General features: G+C 64.0%; 23 protein-coding genes and 1 tRNA gene. 13 read left to right on the forward strand and 11 right to left on the reverse strand.

What is annotated here, in order from left to right:
* Positions 1-56 precede the first annotated feature (56 nt).
* Entirely contained in the window at positions 57-428 is a 372-nt protein-coding gene (locus GJ698_RS02720) for a group III truncated hemoglobin (protein ID WP_154356029.1), read from the forward strand.
* Complete coding sequence (locus GJ698_RS02725; protein WP_154356030.1) at positions 425-706, forward strand: TehB family protein; 282 nt, start codon at positions 425-427, stop codon at positions 704-706. The genes GJ698_RS02720 and GJ698_RS02725 overlap by 4 nt, the downstream gene beginning before the upstream one ends.
* A gap of 21 nt (positions 707-727) precedes the next feature.
* On the opposite strand, the gene GJ698_RS02730 is transcribed toward GJ698_RS02725, so the two are convergent.
* From GJ698_RS02730 to GJ698_RS02735, 3 genes are all read right to left on the reverse strand, one after another.
* Positions 728-2,110 (reverse strand): MATE family efflux transporter, encoded by a 1,383-nt coding sequence (locus GJ698_RS02730; protein WP_154356031.1) that lies wholly within the window; start codon positions 2,108-2,110, stop codon positions 728-730.
* A gap of 72 nt (positions 2,111-2,182) precedes the next feature.
* Positions 2,183-2,335 (reverse strand): hypothetical protein, encoded by a 153-nt coding sequence (locus GJ698_RS30435; RefSeq protein WP_166454790.1) that lies wholly within the window; start codon positions 2,333-2,335, stop codon positions 2,183-2,185.
* 85 nt (positions 2,336-2,420) lie between these two features.
* Positions 2,421-2,717, reverse strand: coding sequence for an aldo-keto reductase family protein (locus GJ698_RS02735; protein ID WP_154356032.1), 297 nt, complete (start codon positions 2,715-2,717; stop codon positions 2,421-2,423).
* Positions 2,718-3,200: 483 nt separating this feature from the next.
* On the opposite strand from GJ698_RS02735, the gene GJ698_RS02740 reads away from it, so the two are divergent.
* Positions 3,201-3,716: a hypothetical protein gene (locus GJ698_RS02740; protein ID WP_154356033.1), complete on the forward strand. Its 516-nt coding sequence runs from the start codon at positions 3,201-3,203 to the stop codon at positions 3,714-3,716.
* On the opposite strand, the gene GJ698_RS02745 is transcribed toward GJ698_RS02740, so the two are convergent.
* Genes GJ698_RS02745 through GJ698_RS02765 form a run of 5 tightly spaced genes read right to left on the reverse strand, consistent with a single transcriptional unit; the run spans position 3,618 to position 8,071 of the window.
* Positions 3,618-4,052 carry a GNAT family N-acetyltransferase gene (locus tag GJ698_RS02745; protein ID WP_166454791.1) on the reverse strand — a complete coding sequence of 145 codons (435 nt, stop codon included), beginning with the start codon at positions 4,050-4,052 and terminating at the stop codon, positions 3,618-3,620. The genes GJ698_RS02740 and GJ698_RS02745 overlap by 99 nt on opposite strands.
* A gap of 26 nt (positions 4,053-4,078) precedes the next feature.
* Positions 4,079-4,624 carry a GNAT family N-acetyltransferase gene (locus GJ698_RS02750; RefSeq protein WP_154356035.1) on the reverse strand — a complete coding sequence of 182 codons (546 nt, stop codon included), beginning with the start codon at positions 4,622-4,624 and terminating at the stop codon, positions 4,079-4,081.
* A 2-nt stretch (positions 4,625-4,626) separates the two neighbouring features.
* The gene (locus tag GJ698_RS02755; protein WP_154356036.1) at positions 4,627-5,793 is read right to left on the reverse strand and encodes a hypothetical protein; all 1,167 of its coding nucleotides are present in this window, start codon (positions 5,791-5,793) and stop codon (positions 4,627-4,629) included.
* A gap of 19 nt (positions 5,794-5,812) precedes the next feature.
* Entirely contained in the window at positions 5,813-6,391 is a 579-nt protein-coding gene (lptA, locus tag GJ698_RS02760) for a lipopolysaccharide transport periplasmic protein LptA (RefSeq protein WP_154356037.1), read from the reverse strand.
* A gap of 54 nt (positions 6,392-6,445) precedes the next feature.
* Positions 6,446-8,071, reverse strand: coding sequence for a methyl-accepting chemotaxis protein (locus GJ698_RS02765; RefSeq protein ID WP_154356038.1), 1,626 nt, complete (start codon positions 8,069-8,071; stop codon positions 6,446-6,448).
* A gap of 243 nt (positions 8,072-8,314) precedes the next feature.
* Here GJ698_RS02765 and GJ698_RS02770 point away from each other — a divergent pair, with 243 nt between their 5' ends.
* The 4 genes from GJ698_RS02770 to GJ698_RS02785 are packed head-to-tail and all read left to right on the forward strand — an operon-like array spanning position 8,315 to position 11,246.
* Complete coding sequence (locus GJ698_RS02770; protein WP_229259830.1) at positions 8,315-9,478, forward strand: SpoIIE family protein phosphatase; 1,164 nt, start codon at positions 8,315-8,317, stop codon at positions 9,476-9,478.
* Positions 9,479-9,503: 25 nt separating this feature from the next.
* On the forward strand, positions 9,504-10,061 hold the full coding sequence (locus tag GJ698_RS02775) for a SiaB family protein kinase (RefSeq protein WP_154356040.1): 558 nt from the start codon (positions 9,504-9,506) through the stop codon (positions 10,059-10,061).
* A 19-nt stretch (positions 10,062-10,080) separates the two neighbouring features.
* The gene (locus GJ698_RS02780; RefSeq protein ID WP_154356041.1) at positions 10,081-10,467 is read left to right on the forward strand and encodes a DUF1987 domain-containing protein; all 387 of its coding nucleotides are present in this window, start codon (positions 10,081-10,083) and stop codon (positions 10,465-10,467) included.
* Positions 10,467-11,246, forward strand: a complete 780-nt coding sequence (locus tag GJ698_RS02785) for a GGDEF domain-containing protein (RefSeq protein ID WP_154356042.1) — start codon at positions 10,467-10,469, stop codon at positions 11,244-11,246. The genes GJ698_RS02780 and GJ698_RS02785 overlap by 1 nt, the downstream gene beginning before the upstream one ends.
* Here the strand turns inward: GJ698_RS02785 and yjjJ are convergent.
* Both yjjJ and GJ698_RS02795 read right to left on the reverse strand, forming a co-directional pair.
* Entirely contained in the window at positions 11,203-12,576 is a 1,374-nt protein-coding gene (gene yjjJ, locus GJ698_RS02790) for a type II toxin-antitoxin system HipA family toxin YjjJ (protein ID WP_154356043.1), read from the reverse strand. The two genes, GJ698_RS02785 and yjjJ, sit on opposite strands and share 44 nt — an antisense overlap.
* 86 nt (positions 12,577-12,662) lie before the next feature.
* The gene (locus GJ698_RS02795; RefSeq protein WP_154356044.1) at positions 12,663-13,613 is read right to left on the reverse strand and encodes a 2-hydroxyacid dehydrogenase; all 951 of its coding nucleotides are present in this window, start codon (positions 13,611-13,613) and stop codon (positions 12,663-12,665) included.
* Positions 13,614-13,739: 126 nt separating this feature from the next.
* Between GJ698_RS02795 and GJ698_RS02800 the strand changes: the two genes are divergently transcribed.
* Entirely contained in the window at positions 13,740-18,782 is a 5,043-nt protein-coding gene (locus GJ698_RS02800) for a hybrid sensor histidine kinase/response regulator (RefSeq protein ID WP_229259799.1), read from the forward strand.
* Positions 18,783-18,878: 96 nt separating this feature from the next.
* On the opposite strand, the gene GJ698_RS02805 is transcribed toward GJ698_RS02800, so the two are convergent.
* Entirely contained in the window at positions 18,879-19,553 is a 675-nt protein-coding gene (locus tag GJ698_RS02805; RefSeq protein WP_166454792.1) for a DUF4136 domain-containing protein, read from the reverse strand.
* Between the two features lie 196 nt (positions 19,554-19,749).
* On the opposite strand from GJ698_RS02805, the gene pepN reads away from it, so the two are divergent.
* The 5 genes from pepN (at position 19,750) to GJ698_RS02830 (ending at position 25,734) form a co-directional block, all read left to right on the forward strand.
* Entirely contained in the window at positions 19,750-22,392 is a 2,643-nt protein-coding gene (pepN, locus tag GJ698_RS02810; protein WP_154356045.1) for an aminopeptidase N, read from the forward strand.
* A gap of 21 nt (positions 22,393-22,413) precedes the next feature.
* On the forward strand, positions 22,414-23,418 hold the full coding sequence (locus GJ698_RS02815) for a class 1 fructose-bisphosphatase (protein ID WP_154356046.1): 1,005 nt from the start codon (positions 22,414-22,416) through the stop codon (positions 23,416-23,418).
* 105 nt (positions 23,419-23,523) lie between these two features.
* A tRNA-Thr gene (locus GJ698_RS02820) sits at positions 23,524-23,599 on the forward strand.
* 174 nt (positions 23,600-23,773) lie between these two features.
* Positions 23,774-25,000 (forward strand): tyrosine-type recombinase/integrase, encoded by a 1,227-nt coding sequence (locus GJ698_RS02825; protein WP_154356047.1) that lies wholly within the window; start codon positions 23,774-23,776, stop codon positions 24,998-25,000.
* Between the two features lie 2 nt (positions 25,001-25,002).
* Positions 25,003-25,734, forward strand: coding sequence for a hypothetical protein (locus GJ698_RS02830; RefSeq protein WP_154356048.1), 732 nt, complete (start codon positions 25,003-25,005; stop codon positions 25,732-25,734).
* Positions 25,735-25,833: the final 99 nt, after the last annotated feature.

Raw genomic sequence — 25,833 nt, forward strand, 5'->3', positions numbered from 1 at the left:
CTTTTTTATTTTAATGTAGTATTTCACATATATCTTTAATTCTGCATTGAGAAGCCATGCCGCACCTGCCACTGAATTGCGAATCCATCGTCACCCTGGTGCACGATTTTTACGACGGCGTGCGCGCCGATCCGGAGCTTGGCCCGGTGTTCGACGCCGCCATCGGCGACAACTGGGCGCCGCACCTGGCCCGCATGGTGGATTTCTGGTCCACCGTCATGCTCGGGCAGCGCGGCTTTCAGGGCAACGTCTTCGGCAAGCACATGCTCCTCAGCGGCATCACGCCAGCACATTTCCAACGCTGGCTGGAGCTGTTTGTCGCCAGCACCAATCGCCTGTTCGCGCCCGGCGATGCCCAGGAATTTCAGACCGTCGCGCGCCGCATCGCCACCAGCCTGCAATATGGCTTTTTTGGAGCTTCATCATGAAAACCATCCCTGACACAGTCACACACTACAAAAGCACCACCGTCTTCACTCAGGACACTGTTCCCGCAGCCATCCAGCGCGGCCACACCACCGCCGGCGACGTCTGGGCGCGCATCCGCATCCTGGAAGGCAGCCTGCTCTACCGTATCACCGATCCGCGCGTACTGGCGGAGGAAGTGCTGCTGACGCCGGATCTGCCCGGCGTGGTCGAGCCGCAGATTGAGCACGAAGTCCAGGTGGTTGGCCCTGTCCGCTTCCAGCTGGACTTCCATCGCTGACCGCCAGCTCGCCGGCTGAGGCTAGCCTTCAATGACGATGGGTGAACGCAGACGCTTGCGCGAGGTGCGCGCGTGCGGCACCCAGGCGTGGGTTTGCCAGCGGCGCCACATGATCAGGCCGCGTATCCATTCGTCGGCGGCGTAGGCGACCCACACGCCGGGCAGGCCCCAGCCGAGCACCACGCCCAGCAGCCAGCTGCCGCCGGCCAGCACGAACAGCATCGAGAAGGCGCCGGCCATCACCGGGAAGCGCGCGTCGCCGGCTGCGCGCAGCGCGTTGATCACCACCAGGTTGAAGGTGCGGCCCGGCTCCAGCACCACGGTAATCCACAGCAGCGTGGCGCCGGCGGCCAGGATTTCGCGGTCCTGCGTGAACCAGCCGAGCAGCCATTGGCCCAGCAGCGCCGCACAGGCCGCGATCAGCACGCACACAATCAGCCCGCGCGCCAGCGCGCGCTTGACCACACGGTGCGCTTCACGCAACTGTCCGGCGCCGATCAGGTAGCCGACCACGATTTCCACCGCCAGCCCGGTGGCGATGCTGAACATCATGACGCCGCCCATCAGTTGCAGCACATAGGCCTGCGTGGCCAGCGCCTTGGCGCCGAGTTCCGCCGCCGTCGCCACGCTGACCATGAAGGCCAGCCGCCACGCGATATTCTCGGCCGCACCGGGCAGGCCGATATGCAGCACCGCCGACAGTTCCTTGCGCGGCAGGCGCCACCAGTCGTCGCGCGCCACGGTAATGCCAAGGTGGACGCGCCACATCAGCAGGTGCAGCGCCAGGCCGATCATGCGGCTGACAGTCAACGCCAGCGCATAACCGGGCAGGCCCAGCGCCGGGAATGGCCCCCAGCCATACATCAGCGGCAGCGCCAGCAGCAGATGGCTGACGTGCATGACGACCAGCACCGCCAGCGTGTCGCGCGTGCGCAGGTGCGCGCGCATCACGCCCGCCATCGACGCGTTCCATGCATCGAACAGCATGGCCGGCCCCAGTGCGATCAGGAACGGCGCGGCGATCGGCAGCACCTCGGCGGGCGTATTCAGCAGGTGCAGCAGGCCGTGCGCGCCGAGCATGGCGATCAGGCCGGTGACCGCGCCCAGCCAGGTGCTGGCGCCGACCACAGCGCGGGCGACCTGGTTGGCGGCGGCGCGCTGGCCGCCGCCCAAATTCTGGGTGACCACCACGCTGACGCCGGCGCCGATGATGCGGAACAAAATGAACAGCGCCGCCGAGACCTGGCTGGCAATGGCGAACGCGCCGCCCGCCTCGTCCGAAATGCGCGAGGCCAGCGCGGTGCCGATGACGCTGGAGGCAATCGCCAGGCCCAGTTCGACCAGCAACGGCCACGCAAGGTTGAACATGGGCGGCGTGCGGATCGGCGTTCTGGCGTTGGACATGGCGTAAAGTATTGCTGATTAGCTTGACTTTATACCATGTGGAAGCGGTTGCAGTGCAGTGATTTAAAAAATCTATCGAGAATGCGGCTTGTTGTCGGTGAGCAGATGCCAGCCCAGTTGTTCGCGGATGCGTTCCGGTGTCGGCGGCGGCGTGTGATCGGCCCGGCGCTGCTGCAACAGGCGGCGCACGGCTTCCTTGCTGGGATGGGTGGTTTGGGTTTCCATGATGGCCTCTGAATCCGGATGTGACCAGGCCATCATGCGCTCCAGGGCGCGCCGTTCATGTCGCAAACAGCGCCCTGTTTTGTGTTTATTTCTGGAAGAAGAACCAGATGCCCAGCAGCGCCAGGATGTATGGCCAGATTTTGAGCGGGATGAAAAACAGATCGTGGCGAGGCTTGACGATAATCTCTTCGCCGGTGGCCTTGTCGACGAAGGCGCGTGGCGCCTGGCGTGCCTCGATCAGGCGATGCAAGCCGTAGACGATGGCTGCGGCCAGCAGCATGCCGGCCAGTTCGGCGCCCTGGCGATAGTGCGGCGCCAGCGGTGCGCCCCAAATCTGCTCGGCCCCCACTTTTCCCAAGGCGTAGCCAATGAAGGAAAACACCAGCACCAAAATTCCATACCCGCGCCAAACAATCATTTTTTTCCTCTTTGAGAGAGTCATAAAGAATTTTCGCTCGAAGACTATACAACCTTTACAGACGCACAATGTTCACCCTTTGTCACGTTACCCGTGTTCGGCCCACATCAATGCCGCTGCAAGAGATCGCCGTCAGAATCCGGTAACGACTCCGTAGCTGACAGCCCACCGATGACAACCAATAGACATTCCAGAGGCTGGCCAGGAACAGGCGGCTCCGGTCCTAAGTCTGGAATCATTGCTATCACTGACACCTGTTCAGTGGCGGCCCTAAAGAATTACTATCCTAAATTCGGAGGCGTAGAATTCGTTTACGACCCGTGGAAGCGGCTCCGGACATCAACAATTGGCTGAGGCAATAGGGGTCACAAATTCCATGATCATCGTCGGCGGGACCTTATCAAGAAACGGGTCTGGTGCACTTCTGTCGCATCATTGGGGAATGCCATGAAAGTTGCATTAACTCCACCGGCAATTGAGCAGCATGCATATTATTGGCTGTTCCAACGCAACCAGCAGAAAATCGGCGTGCATGTCGTGAACGGGTGGTGCACGCAGCTTCGGGAAGAAGAACCGCTCTATTTCGACGCAGATGAGAGGTGCGTACTTCTAATGATTTTGCTGGAACTAACGCCCGGAGAATTCACCCAACACTTGGCCGATGCTAAGCGACTTCGCCCGGAATATTCGGAAAATATCAAGCACTTCCCGCTCACGAGGCTTTTGGGATATACATTGCACAGCGCATTGTCCGACTACTGGCCTTCAAAAGCACTGGACTGGCTTGATGAACACGTCGCGTTACAGCATCTATTAGCAAACGAATTGGACTACACGAGTACGAACAAGTCGCTGTCGCAATCGCTACGCCAGCGTGCGAAGCGAATGGTGCGTGGATTGCTCAGCGACGCCATGCGGAAACCGGCGCATCGCAAGGATGTCTTTTCCTTGCGCGGTGTATGAAGACAGGCGTTGGGCGAGGACATCCGGGAGGTCCGCCTCGTTTGCCGTCTCAAAGCCGGCTTGACCATAAAAGCCGAGCAGATGGGCATATGGCAGACAGAACGAGATATGCTGATCCAGGAATGGCTTGCAAGCACGCAGCAGTTGCGCGCCGATTCCCTGGCGTTGAAACGCCGACCGTACCTGCATGCCGCGCAGGACGGCTACGCCTTCTTCTGTACACAGGCGTACGACGCCGACCAGTTGTTCGTCGGAATGTGCCACGATCACCATGTCCGACGGATTGATGGCTGCGCCATAGCCTGCTTTGGCGTACAGATCGGTGATCGCCGACATGTCGGACGCAGCCGCCTGGGTGATTCTCATCGGCAGCGGGCGTACATGAACGAGGGCCGCGGTTCGGCGCTCAGGTTGGGGATGACGGTGTGCCGCTCCAGCCGGCCTTCGCGGAGGAAGCCGGATTTTTCCAGCGTGCGGGCGGAGGCTACATTGTCAACATCGCAGGTGGCCTGGATGCGGAAGTATTCCGGCAACGCGAGCGCCAGCTGATTGAAGGAGACGATCGCTTCCGGCATCAGGCCCTCGCCCCAGTATTTGCGCTGCAAAACGTAGCCGAGGTCGATGGTGCGCGGTTGCAGGCGCGCTTCCAGCATGCCGATCGGGATGTCGTCATTGTCATGCGGGACCAGCAGGTAGGGCCGGCAACTGCCGTCGTCCCACGCCTTGATGCAGTAGTCGATGAAGCCCTGGGTTTGCGCCAGCTGCGTGTGCGGTCGCCACGTCATGTAGCGTGCCACGTCGATATCTTGTGTGTAGGCCGCGAACAAGGCCGGCGCATCGGAACGGCGTGGCGCGCGCAGCGTCAGTCGTTGCGTGCGGATTTCATCGGGAAGCGATATGGTGGTCATCTTTACGGTTTCTCGACGAAGCGGTAGTCGCCCTGCGGCAGCATGAATTTCGGTATTGGCTTGTCCGGCGCAATCCGGACCACATCGGCGGGAACGGCGTCGTCCGGCTGGCCCGCCGGGTAAGCGTAGACGAAATGCGGCGTGGACTGCATGGCTGCCGGCACATCGAACGCTTTAAAGCCGGCCAAGGTACGCAGCCACGCGGGCCGACCGCTGGCCGCGTCGTCGCCATATCTGGGATGCACAACCTGCATGTCCATGGCATTGCGGTAGTGGCCGAATACTTCGTAGCCGCCGTCCGGCGCGCGCAGCACGAATGGCGAGGTGCGCTGCGCGCGATTGACCGCCGCAGCATACACAGGATGCTCCGCCGTCTGCACGCTGTGCGCCATCATGTCGGTCTGGTCGATGGTCAGCGGGTCCAGGCCGGTCAGATGGCGCAGTTGCGCCGCCATCCAGACGTGCCCCTTGTCACCGAAACGCGGCACCTCCTTGGCGTGACTGTAGCCGACATAGATAAACACCTTGGCGTCGGGATGGCCGGCAAAAATACGCCTCACCAGATTGCGTGCCTCCCCGCTCTCGCGCCGCCCGATCTGCTCCTCGAAGGTGCCCGCCTGCGTATCGTCCAGCGGCTCGTACTGCACCATCTGCCAGCCGTCTGCCGCTGCCTCGCGCAGGAAATTGCCGAACACCGGCTCGCCCGAATAATAGCCATCCGGGACGGCGAGGTAGCCCTGCCTGAACGGCGCCGTGACGAAAGTCTCGCAGGCCAGCCAGGTATAGCCGATACGGCGCAGCTCACGCGCCAGCCGCATGGCGAAGGCGCGGTGCAGCGGCACATGGTGCGCTTCGTTCAGGATCACGATCTGGTGCTTGCCGGCCTCGCGCACGATCGCCTCGATGGCGTCTTCTTCTTTAGCCGCTGTGAGTCGTTTGACATCATCGACATCGGCGCTTGGCGTGCGTCCGGGTTGCTCGTCGAAAGCGGCAATGGCGCCGTTGGCGTCGCCCATGAAGGCGCGCTGCGTCGCGAGCATCTGTAAATGGCGCGGCAATTCATTGGAGTTGGCGGCGCGGGCCTGCTGCACGGCCTGCTCTGCCTTGCGCAGTTCGGCCTCGTCCGCCCAGGCGGCGTGGCAAACGCCTGCCAGCACGGCGACTGTCACTACAATGCCGAGCCGCATCCTATTGATGGGTGGATGCGGTGGCCGATGACGGAGAGATCAACGGATCTTTACGGGCTGGCTGCAACACCATGACGCCGCGCCGGTCGGCGGCCGGACGATCGCCCGGCAACTGGGTGACGAAATACTTTTCCTCGCGCGACTTGTAGAGGATGTGCTCGCCCATCACCTCGTCGGTCACCGCGGCATCGGCGGTGCGGCGGACCTTGGCGTCGTTGCTGAGGTCGACCAGCTCCGCCTTCTCGTCATATTCGACTTGCAGCGCCTCGCCTTCCATCCACAGGTTCTGGCCACCGTCGCGCTTCTGGCGGAAGAACACCGGCTTTTCTCCCGGCAAGGTGCTGAGCACGATGTGCTGGTAGCCCTGTGCATCTTCCGTCAACACGCCGTGCTCGGCCTGGATCAGCAGCGTGCCGCGGCGGATTTCGATCTGGCCGGTCAGCGTGGTCACCTTGCGCACCAGGTCGCCGGCGGTGTCGCGCGCGCGCACCACCGTCTTTTGAAAGCTGTCATTCCGCTCCGCCTGCGCGGCGGACACGCAGCCCAGGAGACCGCAAAGAAGGAGAAATGTCTTTTTCATACGATCCACTATACAACATTTGCAGAAGCGCAATCTCACTTTTTGTAACGGCGCTCAGGCCGCCTGGCGCATCGAATGGTCGTCCGGCGCCGGCAGCGCGGCACGCGGCGGCAGGTGCTGGATGCCGGCCTGCTGCGGCTCCAGCTTGAAGGACCCGACCAGCTCCGCCAGCTCGCGCGCCTGATCCTGCATTGCCGCCGCCGCAGCGGCAGCCTCCTCCACCAGCGCGGCGTTCTGCTGGGTTACATCGTCCATGTCGGTGATGGCGGTATTCACTTGCTGGATGCCATGCTCCTGTTCGGCGCTGGCCGCGCTGATGTCGCCGATAATCGCCGTCACCTTGTGCACGCTGGCGACGATTTCCGTCATCGTCACGCCAGCCGTTTCGGCCAGCGCGGCGCCGCTGGCCACCCGCTCGGCGGAATCGTTGATCAGCTTCTTGATTTCCTTGGCCGCCTCGGCGGCGCGATGCGCCAGGCTGCGCACCTCGCCCGCCACCACGGCGAAACCGCGCCCCTGCTCGCCGGCGCGGGCCGCTTCCACCGCCGCATTCAGCGCCAGGATATTGGTCTGAAAAGCGATGCCGTCGATCACGCCGGTGATATCGACAATCTTGTGCGCATACTCGTTGATGCTGGCCATGGTCTGCACCACCTCTGCCACCACTGCCCCGCCCTTGCCCGCCACCTCGGAGGCCGAACGCGCCAGCTGGTTGGCCTGACGCGCGTTCCCGCTGTTCTGCCTGACCGCCGAGGTCAACTCTTCCATCGCCGACGCCGTTTCCTCCAGTGCGCCGGCCTGATGCTCGGTGCGGCGCGACAAGTCCATATTGCCGTTGGCGATTTCGCGCGATGCCGAGTCGATCGCCACCGCACCGTCGCGCACGCGGCCGACGGTATCGGCCAGCCGCCCCGTCATGTGACTGAGTGCGTCGAACAGCTTGCCGATCTCGTCGCTGCGACCATGCGCGATCGCCACCCGCAACTCGCCGCCGGCCACCTGCTCGGCCAGCGCCACCGCCTGCGTCAGCGGCCGCACGATGCTGCGCGTCAGCAGCAAGGCCAGCACCGCGCCCAGCGCCAGCGTCGCCACACCCAAGCCGATCAGCAGCGCGCGACTCTGCTCGAACTGGCTGGCGGACGCCTCGGCCAGCGCCTTGGCCTGCTGCGTCTGATAGGCCAGCAGTTTTTCCAGCGCGCCGGTGTAGGCCAGGAACACGCCCGGCCACTTGTTGTCCAGCAGCTCGCCCACTTCCTGCACGCGGCCACTGTCCTTGAACTTGAACAGTTCGGCGCGCAAGGCCATAAAGGCCGCCTTCCGGCCCGCCGCCGCGCGCAGCAGCGCGGCCTCGTCGCCCACCGCCGGCGCCGCCATCAGCTTACGCTCCATGTCCGCGGCCACCTTGTCGCCGGCGGTCAGCTGGGCCTGGAAGATGTCCGACACTTCCAGGCTGTCGCTGCGGCCGATCGACATGGCGCGCAGGCCGTTCAGTTCGGTCACACCCAGCAATTCCGAGGTCATCTGCTGGCGCGCCAGCTTTTCGTGGACCAGGTTGGACGCCGTGTCGTTGGCCGCCTGCAGCCGCCACAACGACACCATCGACATGCACGCCATCACAAACAACAGCACGGCAAACGATGCCACCACACGCATGCCGGTATTCAATTGGGGGAATTTCATAGCGTTTCTTTACAGGAGAATGCGCCTTCAGCGCGAATTCTCACCAATTTACACACGCAATATGACGCCATCGTTACCGCACGGCAATATGTGCAACATAGTTTTCTTTTGATTAACATGTAATGAGGGTGTAACAATTGCCCGCTAGCATGTAGAAACTCAGTGTTGATAAAGGTTCCCGCCGTGGAATTCAATGCCTCTCGTTTGCACCTGCCCCGTTTTCGTCTGTCCGTCGCCGCCGACTTGTGCGTGGAAACGATCTCGGTCCTGTCCGACACCACCAATTTTGCCGTGCTGGAGCTGTTCACCGAGCGCCGAGACCTGATGAGCCTGCCTGTCATCGAAGGCGGCAGGCCGATCGGCCTGATCAGCCGCAACATCTTCATGTCGCAAATGTCCAAGCCCTTCTACCACGAGCTGTACGGCAAGAAGAGCTGCATCGCCTTCATGGACAAGGAACCGCTGATCGTCGACGCCGGCATGAGCATCGAGGCGCTGACCTTCCGCGCCGTCGAATCCGGTGAAAAGGCGCTGGCCGACGGCTTCATCGTCACCAGGGACGGCGCGCTGGCCGGCGTCGGCTTCGGCCTGCAGCTGATGAACGTGGTGGCCAATATGCAGGCCGAGAAAAACCGCCAGATCATGCACAGCATCGACTACGCCAGCGTGATCCAGCGCTCGCTGCTGCGCCCGTCCAACCTGGCGCTCTCCGATGCGCTGGACGACGCCCACCTCGAATGGCAGCCGCGCGACGTGGTCGGCGGCGACTTCTACCACTTCGCCCGCTATGAAGACGGCTGGTTCGCCGCCATCGCCGACTGCACCGGCCACGGCGTGCCGGGCGCGTTCATGACGCTGATTTCGTCGTCGACGCTGACCCAGGCCTTGCAGCAACTGGGCCCGCGCGATCCGGCGGCGCTGATCGCCGAAGTCAATCGCGGCGTCAAGGGCATGCTGGGTCAGGTCGAGGGCCACGGCCAAGCCGAGTCCAACGACGGCATGGACGCCGCCTTCCTGTGGTTCGACAACGCCACGCGCCAGCTGCGCTTCGCCGGCGCCAAGCTGTCGCTGTTCCAGCTCGACCCGGACCAGCAGGCGGTACAGACCGTGGACGGCGAGCGCATGGGCGTCGGCTATGTCGACTCGCCGCTGGACTACGCCTGGACCAACAAGGTCATCGCCATCCCGGAAGGCAGCCTGCTGTTCCTCACCACCGATGGCCTGATCGACCAGATCGGCGGCGCCAAGGACATCGCCTACGGCAAGCGCCGCATGCGCGACGTGCTGCTGGCACAGCGCACCGAATGCGCGCGCCACGTGTCGCAGGCCATGCTGGACGATTACCAGGCGTGGCAAGGCGAACAGCCGCGCCGCGACGACCTCACCTTTTTCTGCCTACGGCCATAACTTACGCCCCTAAGAGGAGCATCACTTGTTGTACAAAGAATTCAGCGATTTTTATGAAGTGGCCCGCAAGCGCCACATCATCTTTTTCTACGTGGGCTATTTTTCGCAGCACGTGGTGGCGGCCATTTCCGAGACCATCAAGGCGCGCCTGGACACGGCCGGCGCCGCCGGGCCGACGCGCCGCCGCATCTTCTCGTCGTTTGTCGAAATGTCGCAGAACATCATGCACTACTCGTCCGACACGCTGACGCCGCACGAAGCCACCGAGAACCAGATGCGGCGCGGCTCGTTCTGCATCGGCATGAAGGATGACAGCTTCTTCCTGCTGTGCGCCAATCCGGTCGACAGCGCCAACGCGGAAAACATCCGCAACCGCCTGGAACCGCTGCACACCATGAGCATGGAAGAGATCAAATCCGCCTACAAGAAGGCGCTGCGCGACGAAACGCCGGCCGACAGCAAGGGCGCCGGCCTCGGTTTCCTGACCATGGCGCGCGACGCCAGCGAACCGCTGGAATTCGAATTCGTGCAGGACGAGCACAATCCAGAAGCCACGGTCTTCTGCATCAAAGCGATTATCTGAACATACTGAGAACTATAAAATGGACCCACTTTTCATCGCCGCCTCGCCGACCTCGCCGGAAGTCGATTTCCGCTTCGACCAGCACACGCTGTCGATCAAGGGCGAATCCTATCCGGAAAACGCCGCCGCCTTCTACGGCCCGGTGATCGCGCGCGTGCAGGCTTACCTGGACAGCTGCGCCGATGCCGAGATCACCGTGCACGTGTCGCTGGCCTACTTCAACAGCTCCAGCACCAAGATGCTGTTCACCTTCTTCGAAGCGCTGAACAACGCCGCCATGGCGGGCAACCAGGTGCGCCTGAACTGGTATCACGACGAGGACGACGACACCATCCTCGAATTCGGCCAGGAGCTGCAGGACGATTTCGGCGCGCTGGACTTCCACGACCACGCCGTGAGCAACTGATGAAGCCCCCGGCCGACGCCGACCTGTTTGCGCTGGAAAGCGCCGCCCTGGCCAATGCCAAGGCGGCCCACGCCGATCCGCGCGCCGACGCCCGCGCCGCGCTGGCCGAGATGATCGTCCACTACGAGCGCCTGATGCGCGAGAGCCGCCGCCTGATCCGCCGCAGCGACCGCGCCGAATTCGACATGAACCAGATGAACCGCCAGCTGCACGAACTGGCGCAGCAGCTGGAATACCGCGCCACTCACGATCCGCTGAGCGGCGCCTTGAACCGCGCGGCCGTCATCGAGCAGGCCTCGGGCTGCCTGGACGAAGGCGACATGGCGCTGATCGTGCTCGATATCGATCACTTCAAGTGGATCAACGACGACTTCGGCCACCCGGCCGGCGACACCGTGATCAAGACCGTGGTCGATTGCCTGAAGCAGCTGTTCGGGCCGACCGTGGCGATTGGCCGCGTCGGTGGCGAAGAGTTCTCGGTGGTGTGGCCGACGTCATCGCAGGAAGAAGCCAGGGAAGTGGCCACGCGCATCTGCGACACCATCGCCGACCAGGTGTTCGGCGCGCCGATCAACCGCCAGGTCACGGCCAGCGTCGGCGTCAGCTGGAACGCCCAGGGCACCAGCTTCGAACTGGCCTACAGCCGCGCCGACGAGGCCCTGTACGCGGCCAAGCGCGCGGGCCGCAACTGCGTCAAGAGCTACGCCCAGCTGCCGCTGCCCGTCACCACCCCGCCTACGCCACCAGCGCCCGCAGACGCTTCAACTCCTTGCCATTAGCCTTGCAAGTGGCGCGGAAGCCGGCACTGATGCGCTCATCCGCGCCGGCCGCGCGCCAGAAGGCGATGGCCGCATCGGCCGCCGCCAGCCAGTCTTCGCGTTCGGGCGGCAGCGGCAGCGACGGCGCAAACTCGCGCAGCGGCAGTTCGACGCCGCGCGCCGGCGCGTACAGCATCGGCAGCATGTCGTAGGCCGGCGCCAGGGCCAATGGCGGCTGGCCTTCATCCCCCGGCACAAACGCCAGGTTCCCCTCGTGCATATCGCTGTTGGCGATCAGCCGGCCGAAGTGCCACAGGCGGTTGATGCCGGCATGGGTGGCGGCGCTGATATAGCGGCCGGCCAGCATGCGCGCCGCCACCCTGCTCCAGTTTTCGCCCGCCATGCCGAACAGGGCGGCGTCCAGCGCGGCCCAGCTGCAGACGGCGGAACGGCCGAATTCGCCATGGCGGTCGAAGCGCTCCACTTCCAGGAAGGTGCGATTGTCGGCGCGGTGGATGCGGCTGCGCGCGGCGGCCAGTCCCAGTTCGCCGGCCACCGCTTGCAATGCCAGATGCTCGCACACCAGCAGGTCCGACCAGCGCTGCACACCCGGCGTCTGGTCGTTGCCGGAGAATTTGACGATGACGTGGGCGCGCTCGCCGCCATGCTCGCGGAAGGCGGTAAATTTCGGGAACTCGCCGCCGGCCGAGGAACCGGCGTCGCCGGCTTGCATGGCGCTTGCCGCCAGTTGCGGGTAGGTCTGCTCGGTCAGCAGCGCGTGCCCTTGCTGCATGGTTTCCAGGTGACGGCGATAGGCGGCGTCGCCGATGATGTAGTTGCCGGCGCTGTCCGCGCCCAGGTTGGACAGCACGTAGAGAATGTCGTCCTCCGGCCATTTCTGCGGATCGGCGCCCACCTGCAGCAGGCTGGCGTAGTTGCGGGCGAAGTTACGGCCCAGGAAGCCCTGCGGCCGCATGTCGTCCAGCGGGTATGGCAGGCCGGGGAACCAGCCGTCGCGCATCTCGGGCGCCAGCGGCCATTCGAACGGCTGTTGATAGCGCAGCGCGCAGCCAGCGGGATAGATCGGATCGAGCATGGCGATCTGCTCGCCGCGTCCGGTACGGTCGATGCGGTAGACGGGAATCGGCGCCGTGCTGCCGCGCAGCGGACGGCGCGCCGCATAGCTAGTGCGGCGGGCGGCGCCGCGCACCACGATCTGATCGCCCAGCTCGCGCACCATGCGCATCATGGTGGCGCGGCTGAGCGTCGGCCGGTCTTTTTGCAGCCGTACCAGCAGGTCGGCGCCGGAGAGCACGCGCGCCAGTCGCAATATGTGTAATATATCAGCCATATGAAACGTTCCATGAAACGATTCTAATGACGTGAATATAGCATATTCAATGACTTGGGCGAATAAATAGCGCCTTCATGAAACGATTAAACGACAGGTGTCAGCAGCGGCTTGCCGTCGAAATGCGCGCGCAGGTTATCGACCACCAGTTGGCCCATGGCGTGCCGTGTTTCCACCGTCAGGCTGCCGATGTGCGGCGTCAGCACCACGTTTTCCAGTTCGCGCAGCGCGGCCGGCACGCGCGGCTCGTCGGCGAAGACGTCCAGCGCCGCCATGCCCAGCGTGTGCTCGCGCAGCGCGGCGATCATCGCGTCCTCGTCCACCAGCGAACCGCGGGCGATATTGACCAGCGTTCCCTGCGGGCCGAGCGCCGCCAGCACCGCCGCATTCACCGTGTGATGGGTCGCCGGGCTGCCCGGCGCCGCCACCACCAGGTAGTCGCTGGCTTCGGCCAGGGCCAGCAGCGAATCGGCGCGCGGCACCGGCGTGCCCTCGATGGCGCGCGGCTGGAAGTATTGCAACGTCATGCCGAACGCCTGCGCGCGATCGCCGATCGCCTGGCCGATGCGGCCAAAACCGTAGATGCCGCACACCTTGCCGCGCAAGGCGCGGGTGCTGGCGATCGGCTTGCCGGCCTCCCACGAACCGTTACGCACGAAGGTGTCCAGCGCCGGCAGGCGGCGCGCGGCGGCCAGCAGCAGCGTCAATGCCAGGTCGGCCACATCGTCGGTCAGCACGCCCGGCGTATTGGTGACAACAACGCCGCGCGCGCGCGTCGCCGCCAGGTCCACCGCGTCGGTGCCGATGCCGTTGACCGCGACGATTTCCACTTTTGGCAATTGCGCCAGCAACTCGGCTTTAATCCCGATAGCGCCGGTGGTCAGCACGCCGCGCACGTTCGGCGCCACGCCGGCCAGCCAGGCCGCCTGCTGTTCGCGCGGCTGCTGCCACAGGTGGTGGCATTCAAAATACTGCGCCAGTTGCGCCATCACGTCGGCCGATGGACTGGCCGCCAATACCAAAAGTTCAGGTTTCATATCAATACCTAGTCGGGTTAGCTTGTGGCGATTGTACAAGCGCGGGCGAATTCGCGTTGGCAGTCGTGGACTTTCAGTCGGCATTTCCGTATGCTTGGCCTACCATACAGAGGAGCGCGCCCCGATTTGAACGATCACGCCCCCATCACGCACGTTCCGGCGGCGGCCTGGCGCTGGCTGCGTGCGGCCATGCTTGCGCTGGCGGCCTGCCTGGTCGTCTGCGGCGGCGCCGGCGCCAGTCAGGAGCGCTGGGCCGCGCTGTCCACGCCCCTGTTCGAACATCTGGGCCTGGACCAGGGGCTGCCGCACGCGGTGGGCATGGCGCTGGCGCAGGACGGCGACGGCTATATCTGGATCGGCACGCAGAGCGGCCTGGCGCGCTGGGACGGCTATCGCGTGCGCAGCTTCCATCACGACCCCGCCGATCCGGCCAGCCTGCCCGGCGACTTTATCCAGGTGCTGCACACCGATGTCGGCGGCCGCCTGTGGATCGGCAGCGCCGCCTCCGGCCTGGCCATGTACGACAAACACAACGAACATTTCGTGCGGCTCAACGATGAATTGAGCCGCGGCCCGGTCAGCGCCATCGCCAGCGACAGCAAGGGCAATCTGTGGATCGGCACGCCGGCCGGCCTGAAATACTACGACATCGTCCAGAAGACCATCCGCCGCTACAGCCACGACGACACGCCCGGCCTGCCGGACAACCAGATCCGCGCCCTGCTGATGGACCGCGCCGGCAACCTGTGGATCGGCACCGCCAGCGGCCTGTCGCGCATGAAGCCCGGCGGCACCATCGTCGGCGTGCCGGTCGGCGGCGAAGGCGCCGGCGCCTGGAGCGACGCCGTGCTGGCGCTCGGGGAAAACATTCGCGGCCAGATCGCCTTCGGCACGCTGAAGAGCGGCATCGGCATCGTCGAACCGCATGCCGACGCCGGCCGCATCGTCACGCTGCGCGGCGTCAAGGACGTCGAGGCGAACATGGTGCTGGCGGTGACCGAGACCGTGCCCGGCACCTGGTGGGCCAGCACCTACGGCGGCGGCTTGATCGAATACCGCACCGACGTCAATCTGAGCACGCGTATCCTGCACCAGCCGGCGGTGTCGTTCAGCCTCAGTCACGACCGCACCGCCGCCCTGCTGCGCGACCGCAGCGGCATGATCTGGCTGACCACGGAGCGCGGCGTCGACCTCTACGATCCGCACAGCGAAGCCATCGACTCGGTGTTCGGCGCCGTGGACGCGCTGGAAGCCAGCGTCTCGGCCCTGATGACCGACAGCCGCGGCGACGTCTGGATCGGCCTGGCCGACCATGGCATCGACATCGTGCCGCGCGACGGCCCGCGCCGCGCCGCGCTGCGCCCCGATCCGCACAAGCCGGAAACCGCGCTGCCGACCCGCATGGTGCTGTCGATGGCCGAAGCGGAACCCGGCGAAGCCTGGATCGGCACCCAGCTTGGCCTGTACCGCACCAGCCGCCATGGCAGCGCGGTCAGGCGCGTGCCGCTGCCGATGCAAAATCCCTATCCGCGCGTCGGCACGCTGCTGTCGCGCAAGGGCGAGCTGTGGCTCGGCACCTTCGACGGCCTGCTGCGCTACAACCCGAACAGCGGCGCCGTGCAGCGCTACGAACAGGGTGCGCAGGAAAGCGGCGGTCTGACCGACAACCGCATCCACGCCGTGGTGCCGGACGCGGACGGCAGCCTGTGGATCGCCACCCGCAACGGCTTGAACCGGCTCGACCCGGAAAGCGGCAAGGTGGAACAGATCAAGGCCAATTCCAGCAAACCGGGGGCGCTGTCGGAAGCGGTGATCAGCTCCCTGGTGATCGACCGGCGCGGCCGGCTGTGGGTCGGCAGCTTCGGCGGCGGCATCGGCGTGATGACCGGGCGCGATGCGCTGGGCGAGCCGGTGTTCGAGCGCATCGGCCCCTCGTCCGGCCTGGCCACCGGCACCATCATGGGACTGCAATCCGATCCGTCCGGCCGCATCTGGGCGGCGACGCCCGACAGCATCGCCGTCATCGATTCCAGCACGCTGCGGGCGCGCGCGCTGAGCCGCGCCGACGGCCTGGCCTTCCGCACCTTCTTCATCGGCGCCAGCACGGTGACGGCGGACCGCGACCTGATCTTCGGCGCCACGGCCGGCATGGCGGTGGTCTATCCGGGCCGCCTGATCGACTGGGCCTACCGCCCGCCGCTGGTGGTCAGCGCCGTGCGGCTGGACCAGCGCCCGGTGGCGCCGGCCGAACTGGCGGCCAAGGATGGCCCGACGCTGGTTCTGCAGCCAGACAACCAGACCTTTGAAGTGGAGCTGGCGGCGCTGGACTACTCGGCGCCGCAGCGCAACCGCTATTCCTACCTGCTGGAAGGCTACGACCAGCACTGGAGCGAAGTGGACGCCAGCCGCCGCATCGTCACCTACAGCCACCTGCCGCCCGGCTCCTACATCCTGCGCATGCGCGGCAGCAACCGCGAAGGCCTGTGGAACGCCGAGGAAATGACGCTGCGGGTGGTGGTGCTGCCGGCCTGGCACGACACCTGGTGGGCGTGGCTGGGCTACTTCCTGGTCATCTGCGGGCTGGCGTGGGCGCTGGTGCGCTGGCGCGTGCACCACCTGCACCGCAAGCAGGAAGCCTTGCAGGCGCTGGTTTACTCGCGCACCCAGCATCTTGAGAAGCTGAACGCCATCGTCAAGACCATCAACGAGCAGATGGATTTCGACGCCCTGCTGCACACCATCCTGCACGAATCGACCATCATCAAGGGCATCGATTCGGCACTGGCGCTGGTGCGCGAACAGGGCAGCGACACCCTGAGCCTGCGCGCCGCGTGGGGCCGCATCGACGCCACCGCCGACGCCTACCGCATCGACCTGCGCCAGGCCGAACTGCGCTACGCGCCGGCCGACTGCATGATCGCGCCGGACATCTTCGAAGTGCACCATCCGCATTCGCTGCCGGGAGACGTCTGTGCGCTGCTGTCGGTGCGGGTGGTGATCGACGGCCAGGTCGAGGGCTACCTGATCTTCGAGAACTACCAGTACCAGGCCAGCTTCGCCGCCAGCGACCTCGATCTGCTGAAGGCGCTGAAGGAGCCGTTCACCTCGGCCTACCTGAAGGCGCGCGCCCTGCGCATGATCGAAAAGGCGCGCGCCAACGCCGAAGCGGCCACGCGCGCCAAGAGCGACTTCCTGGCCAATATCAGCCACGAGATCCGCACCCCGATGAACGCCATCCTCGGCTTCGCGGGCCTGGGCACGCACCTGGACCTGCCGGCGCAGCCGCTGGACTACTTCCGCAAGATCAGCCGCGCCGGACAGAGCCTGCTGCAAATTATTAACGACGTGCTGGACTTCTCCAAGATCGAATCCGGCAAGCTGGAACTGGAGGCGCTGCCGTTCGACCTGTCCGACACGCTGAACCAGATCGCCGACCTGTTCGCGTGGCGCGCCGCCGAACGCGGGCTGGAACTGGTGATCGGCGCCGCCCCCGAGGTGCCGAACAACCTGCTGGGCGACCCGCTGCGGCTGGGCCAGATCCTGGTCAACCTGGTCGGCAATGCGCTCAAGTTCACCGCCAGCGGCCATATCGAACTGCGGGTGGAGCTGGACGGCGGCCAGCACAGCGTCATGCCGGGCGCGCCGCTGGTGCTGCGCTTCACGGTGGAGGACACGGGCCTCGGCATCAGCGAAGAGCAGCAGGCGCGCCTGTTCCGCGCCTTCGCCCAGGCCGACGCCAGCACCACGCGGCTGTACGGCGGCACCGGCCTGGGGCTGGCGATCTCGCAGCAGCTGGTGCGCAAGATGGGCGGCGACATCAAGGTCGACAGCGAACCGGGCGTCGGCAGCAGCTTCAGTTTCACCGTGCACCTGCAGTCGGCGCTGGAGCAGTCGCCGCGCGTGCAGCCAGTGCCGGCCGCCGTGCAGGGCAAGCGGGTGCTGGTGGTGGACGACAGCGAAGCGGCGCGCCACATGCTGAAGATCCAGCTTGGCCTGCTGGGATTGAAGGCGCGCGCGGTCGGCTCGGGCGCGGCGGCGGTGGGCGCCATGCAGCTCGATCCCTACGACGTGCTGCTGATCGACGCCGACATGCCGGACTTCGATGGTCTCGACACGCTGCGCCGCATCGCCGAGGACGCCGAATTGTCGGCGGTGCCGGCGGTGCTGATGGTGACGGCCTATGCGCGCGAGCATAACAAGGACGTCATCGAGCAGACGCGCCACATGCCCTTCCTCGACAAGCCGGCCAATCCGCAGCAGCTGCGCAACGCCATCCTGGCGGCGCTGGGGCTGGAAGCCAGCCAGCAGATGACGGCCACCAGCGCCCCGCCGTCGCTGGCGATCCAGCGCATCCGCGGCGCCCGCGTGCTGGTGGTGGACGACAACGCCATCAACCAGCAGGTGGCCAGCGAGATCCTGCAGCGCGCCGGCGTCAAGGCCGACCTGGCCGGCAGCGGCGAGGAAGGCGCGCGCATGGTCAACGCCGCCACCTACGACGCGGTGCTGATGGACATCCAGATGCCGGACATGGACGGCTACCAGGCCACGGCGCTGATCCGCCGCGACGAGCGCCACGCCGCGCTGCCGATCATCGCCATGACGGCGCACGCGGTGGCCGGCTACCGGGAGCGCTGCCTGAACATGGACATGAACGATTACGTCACCAAGCCGATCGCCCCGGACACGCTGTATGCGGTGCTGGCAACCTGGGTCAAGCCGGATATGGAGCGGGAAGCGGCGGCCGACGCGGCCGATGCCGAGAAAGCCGCGCGCACGGTGACGACGACACCGGCGGCGGTGGCGCCGCGCGCCGGCATCGACATGCAGGCGGCGCTGGACCGCTTGGGCGGCCACGGCGCGCTGCTGTCACAGCTGCTGGGCCTGTTTGCCCACGACTTCGAACCGACCTTGCAGCAGATTCACGACGCTATCCACGCCGGCGACCTGGCGCGGGCGGCCGACCTGGTGCACCGCATCCGCGGCGCGGCCGGCAACCTGTCGGCCAACGACCTGTTCAGGACCGCAACAGCGCTGGAAGACCGGCTCAGGGCCGAACCGCAAGCCCTGGCCGACCTGCTGCGCGCCTTCGTCCACGACTTCAACATCGTCATGGCCAGCGCCCGCACGGCCGTGGTCACGCCTGAAGACGAAGCCGCGCCGGCCTCCTGAAACCGGGGTCAGTTCTGCCAATCGCACACGAGCCCTGCCGTAGCGGCTGCTACGGCAGGGCTCGTGTGCGATTGGCAGAACTGACCCCGGTTTAAATCAGCCTGCTTTTGGCGGGGCTTTGACTTCGACCGTCTCGGTCTTCGGCTCGATGGTGATGTCGATGGTGCGCGGCACGCCGTTCTGGCCGGGGAAACCGGTGAAGGCGCTCTGCACCAGGGCCGGCATCACGTGCGGCGTCGCCTGCACGCCGCTGGTGTTCTGCACCGTCACGTCATACAGCTTGCGGCCGGAGACGTTGTTGATGGTCACGCGCAGCTGGCGCTGATACTGGTGCTTGATGCGCTCTTCCAGATAGCTTGGGCCGAAACGGTAGGGATCATAGAAGAACGGACGATAACCCCAGCGCGAATAACCCCACGCATAACGGCCGTAGCCCGGACCCCAGTACGGACCCATGAACGGATCCTCCGCCTGCAACACGCGCACCGGATGATCGATGGTGAAGTATTTCATGCCAACCAGCAACTTCGGCTGCTGGCCGTCAGTCACCTGGTGGAAGCCCAGCTTGCCCAGCTCGCCGGCCACCAGCACCTGGTAGTTGCGGTATTCCAGCGTATCGTCGGCGCCCTGCGGGGCTTCGAAGGCAAAGGATTTGTCCTGGATGTCGGCCGGCCAGTCGTTGAAGGCGGTGACATCGCTGTGGATGGTGGTGGCGCAGCCGCTCAACAGCATGACGGCAGCCGTCGCCGCAATGGCGAGATAGTTCTTCATGATGATGCCCTCTCAGGTAAGACGGTATTTTCCAGTGCTAAGTTTATGACGCTCGCCTGGACCTTGCATGATTATTACAGAATGTTACGGCATCGTGGAAACCAGCAACTTTAGCACGTCCCAGGGGCAATTCGGCGCATGGGGCGTGCTCGGTATTGGTAAAATAAGCTTTTGCCTCCGTCCCCCAGAGCCTCCAATGCGCACAGACAGCAGCCCAACGACGATATACCGCAAAGATTACACCCCTCCAGCCTTCCTGGTTGACACCGTAGAACTCGGGTTCGACCTGGCGCCGGCGCGCACCGTGGTGGCCAACCGCATCACGCTGCGCCACAACCCGGCGTCCCCAAGCCGCGACATCGTGCTGCATGGCGAGGAAATCGAACTGGTGCAGCTGCGCCTGAACGGCAGCCTGCTGGCCGCCGGCGACTACGAACTGAGCGCCGCCATGCTGACCATCCACAACGCGCCGGACAACGTGGTGCTGGAAATCGAAACCCTGTGCGCGCCGGTGGAAAACACCACGCTGTCCGGCCTCTACGTTTCGAACGGCAACTTCTTCACCCAGTGCGAGGCCGAAGGCTTCCGTCGCATCACCTTTTTCCCGGATCGTCCCGACGTGATGGCCAAGTACACCGTGATGCTGCGCGCCGACAAGGCCGCCTATCCGGTGCTGCTGTCCAACGGCAACCTGGTCGAGGAGGGCGACCTCGGCGACGGCCGCCACTACGCCAAGTGGGAAGACCCGTTCAAGAAGCCGTCCTACCTGTTCGCCCTGGTGGCGGCCAAGCTGGTCTGCCAAGAAGAAAAATTCAAGCTGGCCGACGGCCGCGAAGTGCTGCTGCAAGTGTGGGTGGAAGAGGGCAACCTCGACAAGACCGACTACGCCATGCAGTCGCTGAAAAACTCGATCCGCTGGGACGAGCAACGCTTCAACCTGGAACTGGACCTGGACCGCTTCATGATCGTCGCCGTGGGCGACTTCAACATGGGCGCGATGGAAAACAAGGGCCTGAACATCTTCAACACCAAGTTCGTGCTGGCCAACCCGCGCACCGCCACCGACATCGACTACGCCGGCATTGAAGCCGTGGTCGGCCACGAATACTTCCACAACTGGACCGGCAACCGCGTGACCTGCCGCGACTGGTTCCAGCTATCGCTGAAGGAAGGCCTGACCGTGTTCCGCGACCAGGAGTTCAGCGCCGACATGATCGGCACCGATTCCGGCCGCGCCGTCACCCGCATCGACCAGGTGCGCACGCTGCGCCAGGCGCAGTTCCCGGAAGACGCCGGCCCGATGTCGCACCCGGTGCGTCCCGACTCGTTTGTCGAGATCAACAACTTCTACACCGTCACCGTCTACGAAAAAGGCGCCGAAGTGGTGCGCATGTACCAGACCCTGCTGGGCCGCGACGGCTTCCGCAAAGGCATGGACCTGTACTTCGACCGCCACGACGGCCAGGCTGTGACCTGCGACGACTTCCGCGCCGCCATGGCCGACGCCAATGGTCGCGACCTCAAGCAGTTCGAACGCTGGTACTCGCAGGCCGGCACGCCGGTGGTCACCGCGCGAACCCGTTACGACGCCGTCAAGCGCAACTTCGACATCGTCCTGAGCCAGCGCGGCCAGGCGGACCAGTTGCCGTTCCACATTCCGGTGGCGGTCGGCCTGCTGGACGCCAACGGCAAGGACTTGCCGCTGCACCTGGAACACGGCAAGCACGAAAAGGGCGCCACCACCGTGGTGCTGGAACTGACCGAACAGGAACAGATCTTCCGCTTCCGCCAGGTGGACGAACGGCCGACGCCATCGATCCTGCGCGACTTCTCGGCGCCGGTGATCCTCGAATACGACTACACCGACGACGAACTGCTGCACCTGTTCAGCCACGACAGCGACCCGGTCAACCGCTGGGAAGCCGGCCAGCGCCTGGCGATGGAACGCCTGCTGAAGCTGACAGCGCAAGTGGCGGCCCACGGCGAAGCCAACCTCAAGCTGGACAACACCTTCATCAACGCCATGCGCGCGGTGCTGACCGACGACACGCTGGACGCGGCCTACCGCGAACTGGCGCTGATCCTGCCGTCGGAAACCATCATCGCCGAGCAGATGGACGTGGTCGATCCGCAAGCCATCCACACCGCGCGCCAGTTCATGCGCCGCACCATCGGCGCCGCGCTGAAGAGCGAACTGCTGGCGCAATACCACGCCAACCAGACGCCGGGCGAGTACAGCCCGGACGCGCTGTCGGCCGGCAAGCGCGCGCTGAAAAACCTGTGCCTGTCCTACCTGACGGTGGCGCCGGACTGGGCCGAGCTGAAACTCGCCCAGCAGCAGTTCGAAGCCGCCACCAACATGACCGACCGCTCGGCCGCGCTGGTGGCGATGATCCACAGCGGCGCCGAAACCGGCCCGTACCTGAAGGCCTTCTACCAGGACTTCGAAAGCGAAGCGCTGGTCATCGACAAATGGTTTGCCATGCAGGCCGCCGCACCGACCACCAACGTGGCCGCCGTGCGCAAGCTGATGCAGCATCCAGCCTTCACGCTGAAAACGCCGAACCGCGCGCGCAGCCTGATCTTCAACTTCACCAGCGCCAACCCGTCGCAGTTCCACGCCGCCGACGGCAGCGCTTATGAATTCTGGGCCGAATACGTGATCAAGCTCGACGCCATCAACCCGCAAGTGGCGGCGCGTCTGGCGCGCGCCATGGACCGCTGGCGCCGTTACGCGCCGGCACTGCAGGCCAAGATGAAAAAAGCGCTGGAAAAAGTCGCCGCCCGCAAACTGTCCAACGACGTCGCGGAAGTTGTGAGCAAAGCGTTAGCCAATTAATTTACCACCTCAAGGGAATCCATGAAACGAGTCAGCCTCACACAATATCTGGTGGAAGAACAACGCCAGCACAACACGATCCCGGCCGAACTGCGCCTGCTGATCGAAGTCGTCGCGCGCGCCTGCAAAACCATCAGCCACTCGGTCGGCAAAGGTGCGCTGGGCGAAGTGCTGGGCACCGCCGACACCGAAAACATCCAGGGCGAAGTGCAGAAAAAGCTGGACATCATCTCCAACGAAATCCTGCTCGAAGCGAACGAATGGGGCGGCCACCTGGCGGCGATGGCATCGGAAGAAATGGAATCCATCCACCCGATTCCAAACCGCTATCCGAAGGGTGAATACATGCTGCTGTTCGACCCGCTGGACGGCTCCTCGAACATCGACGTCAACGTCTCGATCGGCACCATCTTCTCCGTGCTGAAAGCGCCGGAAGGCATGGCGCAACCGACCGAAGCCGACTTCATGCAGGCCGGCACCAGGCAGGTCGCCGCCGGCTACGCCGTGTACGGCCCGCAGACCATGCTGGTGCTCACCACCGGCAACGGCGTCAACTGCTTCACGCTGGACCGTGAGATGGGCTCGTGGGTGCTGACCCAGCGCGACATCCAGATCCCGGCCAAGACCAAGGAATTCGCCATCAACATGTCGAACCAGCGCCACTGGCATCCGCCGGTGCAGCGCTACATCAGCGAACTGCTGGCCGGCGACACCGGCCCGCGCGGCACCAACTTCAACATGCGCTGGATCGCCTCGATGGTGGCTGACGTGCACCGCATCCTGAACCGCGGCGGCATCTTCATGTACCCTGCCGACACCCGCGACACGTCGATGCCAGGCAAGCTGCGCCTGATGTACGAAGCGAACCCGATGGCCTTCATCGTCGAACAGGCGGGCGGCGCGGCCACCGACGGCAAACAGCGCATCATGGACATCCAGCCGCACAAGCTGCACCAGCGCGTGCCGGTGTTCCTGGGCTCGCGCGACGAAGTGGCGGTGGTCACCAGCTACCATACGGAAGGCTGAAAAGCCTGAAACCCGCATAAGGCAATGAAATATTTGCAACCAAGCCAAAATTTCTCGTTTTGGGACTGGTTGTCCTGAAGGTTCTTTGTTAGAATGCGGGTCGTCGCCGCTTTAGCTCAGTTGGTAGAGCAGTTCATTCGTAATGAAAAGGTCGCCAGTTCGATTCCGGCAAGCGGCACCAAGAACAAGTATCACAACGTATTAGGTAGTATCAAAACCCGCCTCCTTCATAGGGAGAGCGGGTTTTTTGTTGTCTTGAGTCGTATTACGTCGTAGCATGACAGCGTAACGATTTGACGGTACTTCTGACGGTACGTCCTGATACCGTCAAAAAAAGTACCGTCAAGGGAAAATCATGGCTCTCACAGACACTTTTATCAAACAGGCAAAACCGAGTAAGCCGGCCGGTGACAAGCATTCGGACGGTGGCGGTATGTACCTGCTGGTCAAAGAGGCTGGCAAATACTGGCGCATGGACTACCGCTTCCTTGGGAAGCGCAAAACTCTGGCGCTGGGCGTGTATCCGGCGGTATCTCTGGCCGCCGCGCGCCGGCGCCGCGACGATGCGCGCGAGCAGCTGGCCCAAGGGATCGACCCGAGTCAAGCAAAGCGCGTCGATAGGCATGCCAAGACCGCCGCCGCCGACCAGACCTTCGAAGCGGTGGCGAACCAGTGGCTCGTCAAGATCGGCCCCAGCCGCTCAGCCAGCACTCAAGACAAAGTGAAGGGCTGGCTCGACAACAACGTGTTCCCCTACATCGGAAAGATGCCCATCACCGACATAAAGCCGCGCGATGTGCTGATGGCCGTCCAGAAGATGGAGGCGCGCGGCGCCGTGGAGTCCGCCCACCGCGTAAAGCAAGTATGTGGCCAGATCTTCCGGTTTGCGGTCGCGCTTGACCTGGTGGAGCGCGACATCACCGCCGACCTGCGTGGCGCCCTGACATCAGCGGTGAAAGGCAACTTTGCCGCGATCACCGAGCCGAAGGAAGTCGGTCCGCTGCTCCGGGCTATTTACGATTACAACGGCCATCCTGCAGCTGTGGCGGCGCTTAAATTGTCGCCGATGCTGTTTGTCCGCCCGGGCGAACTGCGCGCCGCCGAGTGGGTGGAAATCGACTTGGACGCGGCCGAATGGCGCATCCCCGGCGCCAAGATGAAAATGGGGGTAGATCATCTGGTGCCGCTGTCAACTCAGGCTGTTGCCATTCTCCGTGAGCTGCACCCCATCACCGGGCACGGCCAGTATGTATTTCCCAGCCTTCGCAGTAAAGCCTGTATGAGCGAAAACACGGTCAACGCCGCTTTGCGCTATATGGGCTACAGCAAAGAGGTGATGACCGGGCACGGCTTCCGCGCCATGGCGCGTACGATCTTGGACGAGGTGCTGGGCGAGCGCGTCGACCTAATCGAGCACCAGCTGGCGCACACGGTCCGCGACGCGCTGGGGCGGGCCTATAACCGCACCAGCCATCTTCCGGCGCGTCGAGCCATGATGCAGCGTTGGGCGGATTACTTGGACAAGTTACGGGCTGGCGCCGACGTCATAACGCTTCGCGCGGCCAACGGAGGAAATCAGTAATCATGCAACACGTAAACCATTGGGACTATGCAGAACGGTTCACTGGTCGAGAGGCGGCGTTTTTGATCGCGGGTTTTGACCCCTCCAGCAACTTACTCGAGGACAGTTACCGAGTACAACCAATCATCAGGCGAATGAAAGAAGCCTATTATTCGGCGTGCTCCGACTTTCGCTTTGACGTCGACGGTGCGGCCGAGAGTGACGGTTTAATGTTTTCGCGCAATACAAAAGCCGAAGGCAACTTGCTTAGCATAGAGATCGCTACTCTAGTACGGGATTTTGAGAACTCAGAATTTGCCAAGAAAGATATATTTTTGGCCAAGGACCTCTCAGCCAAATATGAGGCCGCGTTCTCGTTGGCATTTGACCCTCTAATTGCCTGGAATGGTTCTGACGCCCACGAGTTTGATGATCAATATTTTAGCCGCAGCGAACTGCAGCGCTGGATAACTGCAAATGGACTTGCCAGTAGCTATTTATTTGGCAAGACGCACCCCGCTTCAGTTGTTGGTGAGACCTTCCCTTGGGGGCAACACAACACTGTGCTACTGAGCAGATTGGCGGAAGCGGCGATGCAATTTTGGAGTCTCTATGACCCGGACGAGCCGAGCACCGCTCCGACCAATGATCAGGTCAGAATGTGGCTTGTAGAGAGAGGAGTCACTGAGAGAATCGCCGATGCCATGGCGACTATCCTCCGCGCCGATGGCTTGAGGAGTGGTCGTCGAAAATAATTCCCTGCACCCTTTTAAGTGAGGATTGGTGCGGGTTTCAAGCCGTTTTAGCAAAGGGTGACACCCTTTCACCCGCACCCTTTACACCTATTCGCCAAG

This window comes from Duganella aquatilis (assembly GCF_009674565.1).
Taxonomy (GTDB): Bacteria; Pseudomonadota; Gammaproteobacteria; order Burkholderiales; family Burkholderiaceae_D; genus Rugamonas; species Rugamonas aquatilis.

Bases quoted from the DNA above. Each gene is read 5' to 3' on its own strand.
- GJ698_RS02745 (WP_166454791.1), bottom strand. From the start codon at position 4,052: ATGTCGGCGATCACCGATCTGTACGCCAAAGCAGGCTATGGCGCAGCC.
- GJ698_RS02765 (WP_154356038.1), bottom strand. From the start codon at position 8,071: ATGAAATTCCCCCAATTGAATACCGGCATGCGTGTGGTGGCATCGTTT.
- GJ698_RS02750 (WP_154356035.1), bottom strand. From the start codon at position 4,624: ATGACCACCATATCGCTTCCCGATGAAATCCGCACGCAACGACTGACG.
- GJ698_RS02815 (WP_154356046.1), top strand. From the start codon at position 22,414: ATGAAACGAGTCAGCCTCACACAATATCTGGTGGAAGAACAACGCCAG.
- yjjJ (WP_154356043.1), bottom strand. From the start codon at position 12,576: ATGGCTGATATATTACACATATTGCGACTGGCGCGCGTGCTCTCCGGC.
- GJ698_RS30435 (WP_166454790.1), bottom strand. From the start codon at position 2,335: ATGGAAACCCAAACCACCCATCCCAGCAAGGAAGCCGTGCGCCGCCTG.
- lptA (WP_154356037.1), bottom strand. From the start codon at position 6,391: ATGAAAAAGACATTTCTCCTTCTTTGCGGTCTCCTGGGCTGCGTGTCC.
- GJ698_RS02785 (WP_154356042.1), top strand. From the start codon at position 10,467: ATGAAGCCCCCGGCCGACGCCGACCTGTTTGCGCTGGAAAGCGCCGCC.
- GJ698_RS02730 (WP_154356031.1), bottom strand. From the start codon at position 2,110: ATGTCCAACGCCAGAACGCCGATCCGCACGCCGCCCATGTTCAACCTT.
- GJ698_RS02720 (WP_154356029.1), top strand. From the start codon at position 57: ATGCCGCACCTGCCACTGAATTGCGAATCCATCGTCACCCTGGTGCAC.
- pepN (WP_154356045.1), top strand. From the start codon at position 19,750: ATGCGCACAGACAGCAGCCCAACGACGATATACCGCAAAGATTACACC.
- GJ698_RS02725 (WP_154356030.1), top strand. From the start codon at position 425: ATGAAAACCATCCCTGACACAGTCACACACTACAAAAGCACCACCGTC.
- GJ698_RS02740 (WP_154356033.1), top strand. From the start codon at position 3,201: ATGAAAGTTGCATTAACTCCACCGGCAATTGAGCAGCATGCATATTAT.
- GJ698_RS02795 (WP_154356044.1), bottom strand. From the start codon at position 13,613: ATGAAACCTGAACTTTTGGTATTGGCGGCCAGTCCATCGGCCGACGTG.
- GJ698_RS02830 (WP_154356048.1), top strand. From the start codon at position 25,003: ATGCAACACGTAAACCATTGGGACTATGCAGAACGGTTCACTGGTCGA.
- GJ698_RS02780 (WP_154356041.1), top strand. From the start codon at position 10,081: ATGGACCCACTTTTCATCGCCGCCTCGCCGACCTCGCCGGAAGTCGAT.
- GJ698_RS02825 (WP_154356047.1), top strand. From the start codon at position 23,774: ATGGCTCTCACAGACACTTTTATCAAACAGGCAAAACCGAGTAAGCCG.
- GJ698_RS02805 (WP_166454792.1), bottom strand. From the start codon at position 19,553: ATGAAGAACTATCTCGCCATTGCGGCGACGGCTGCCGTCATGCTGTTG.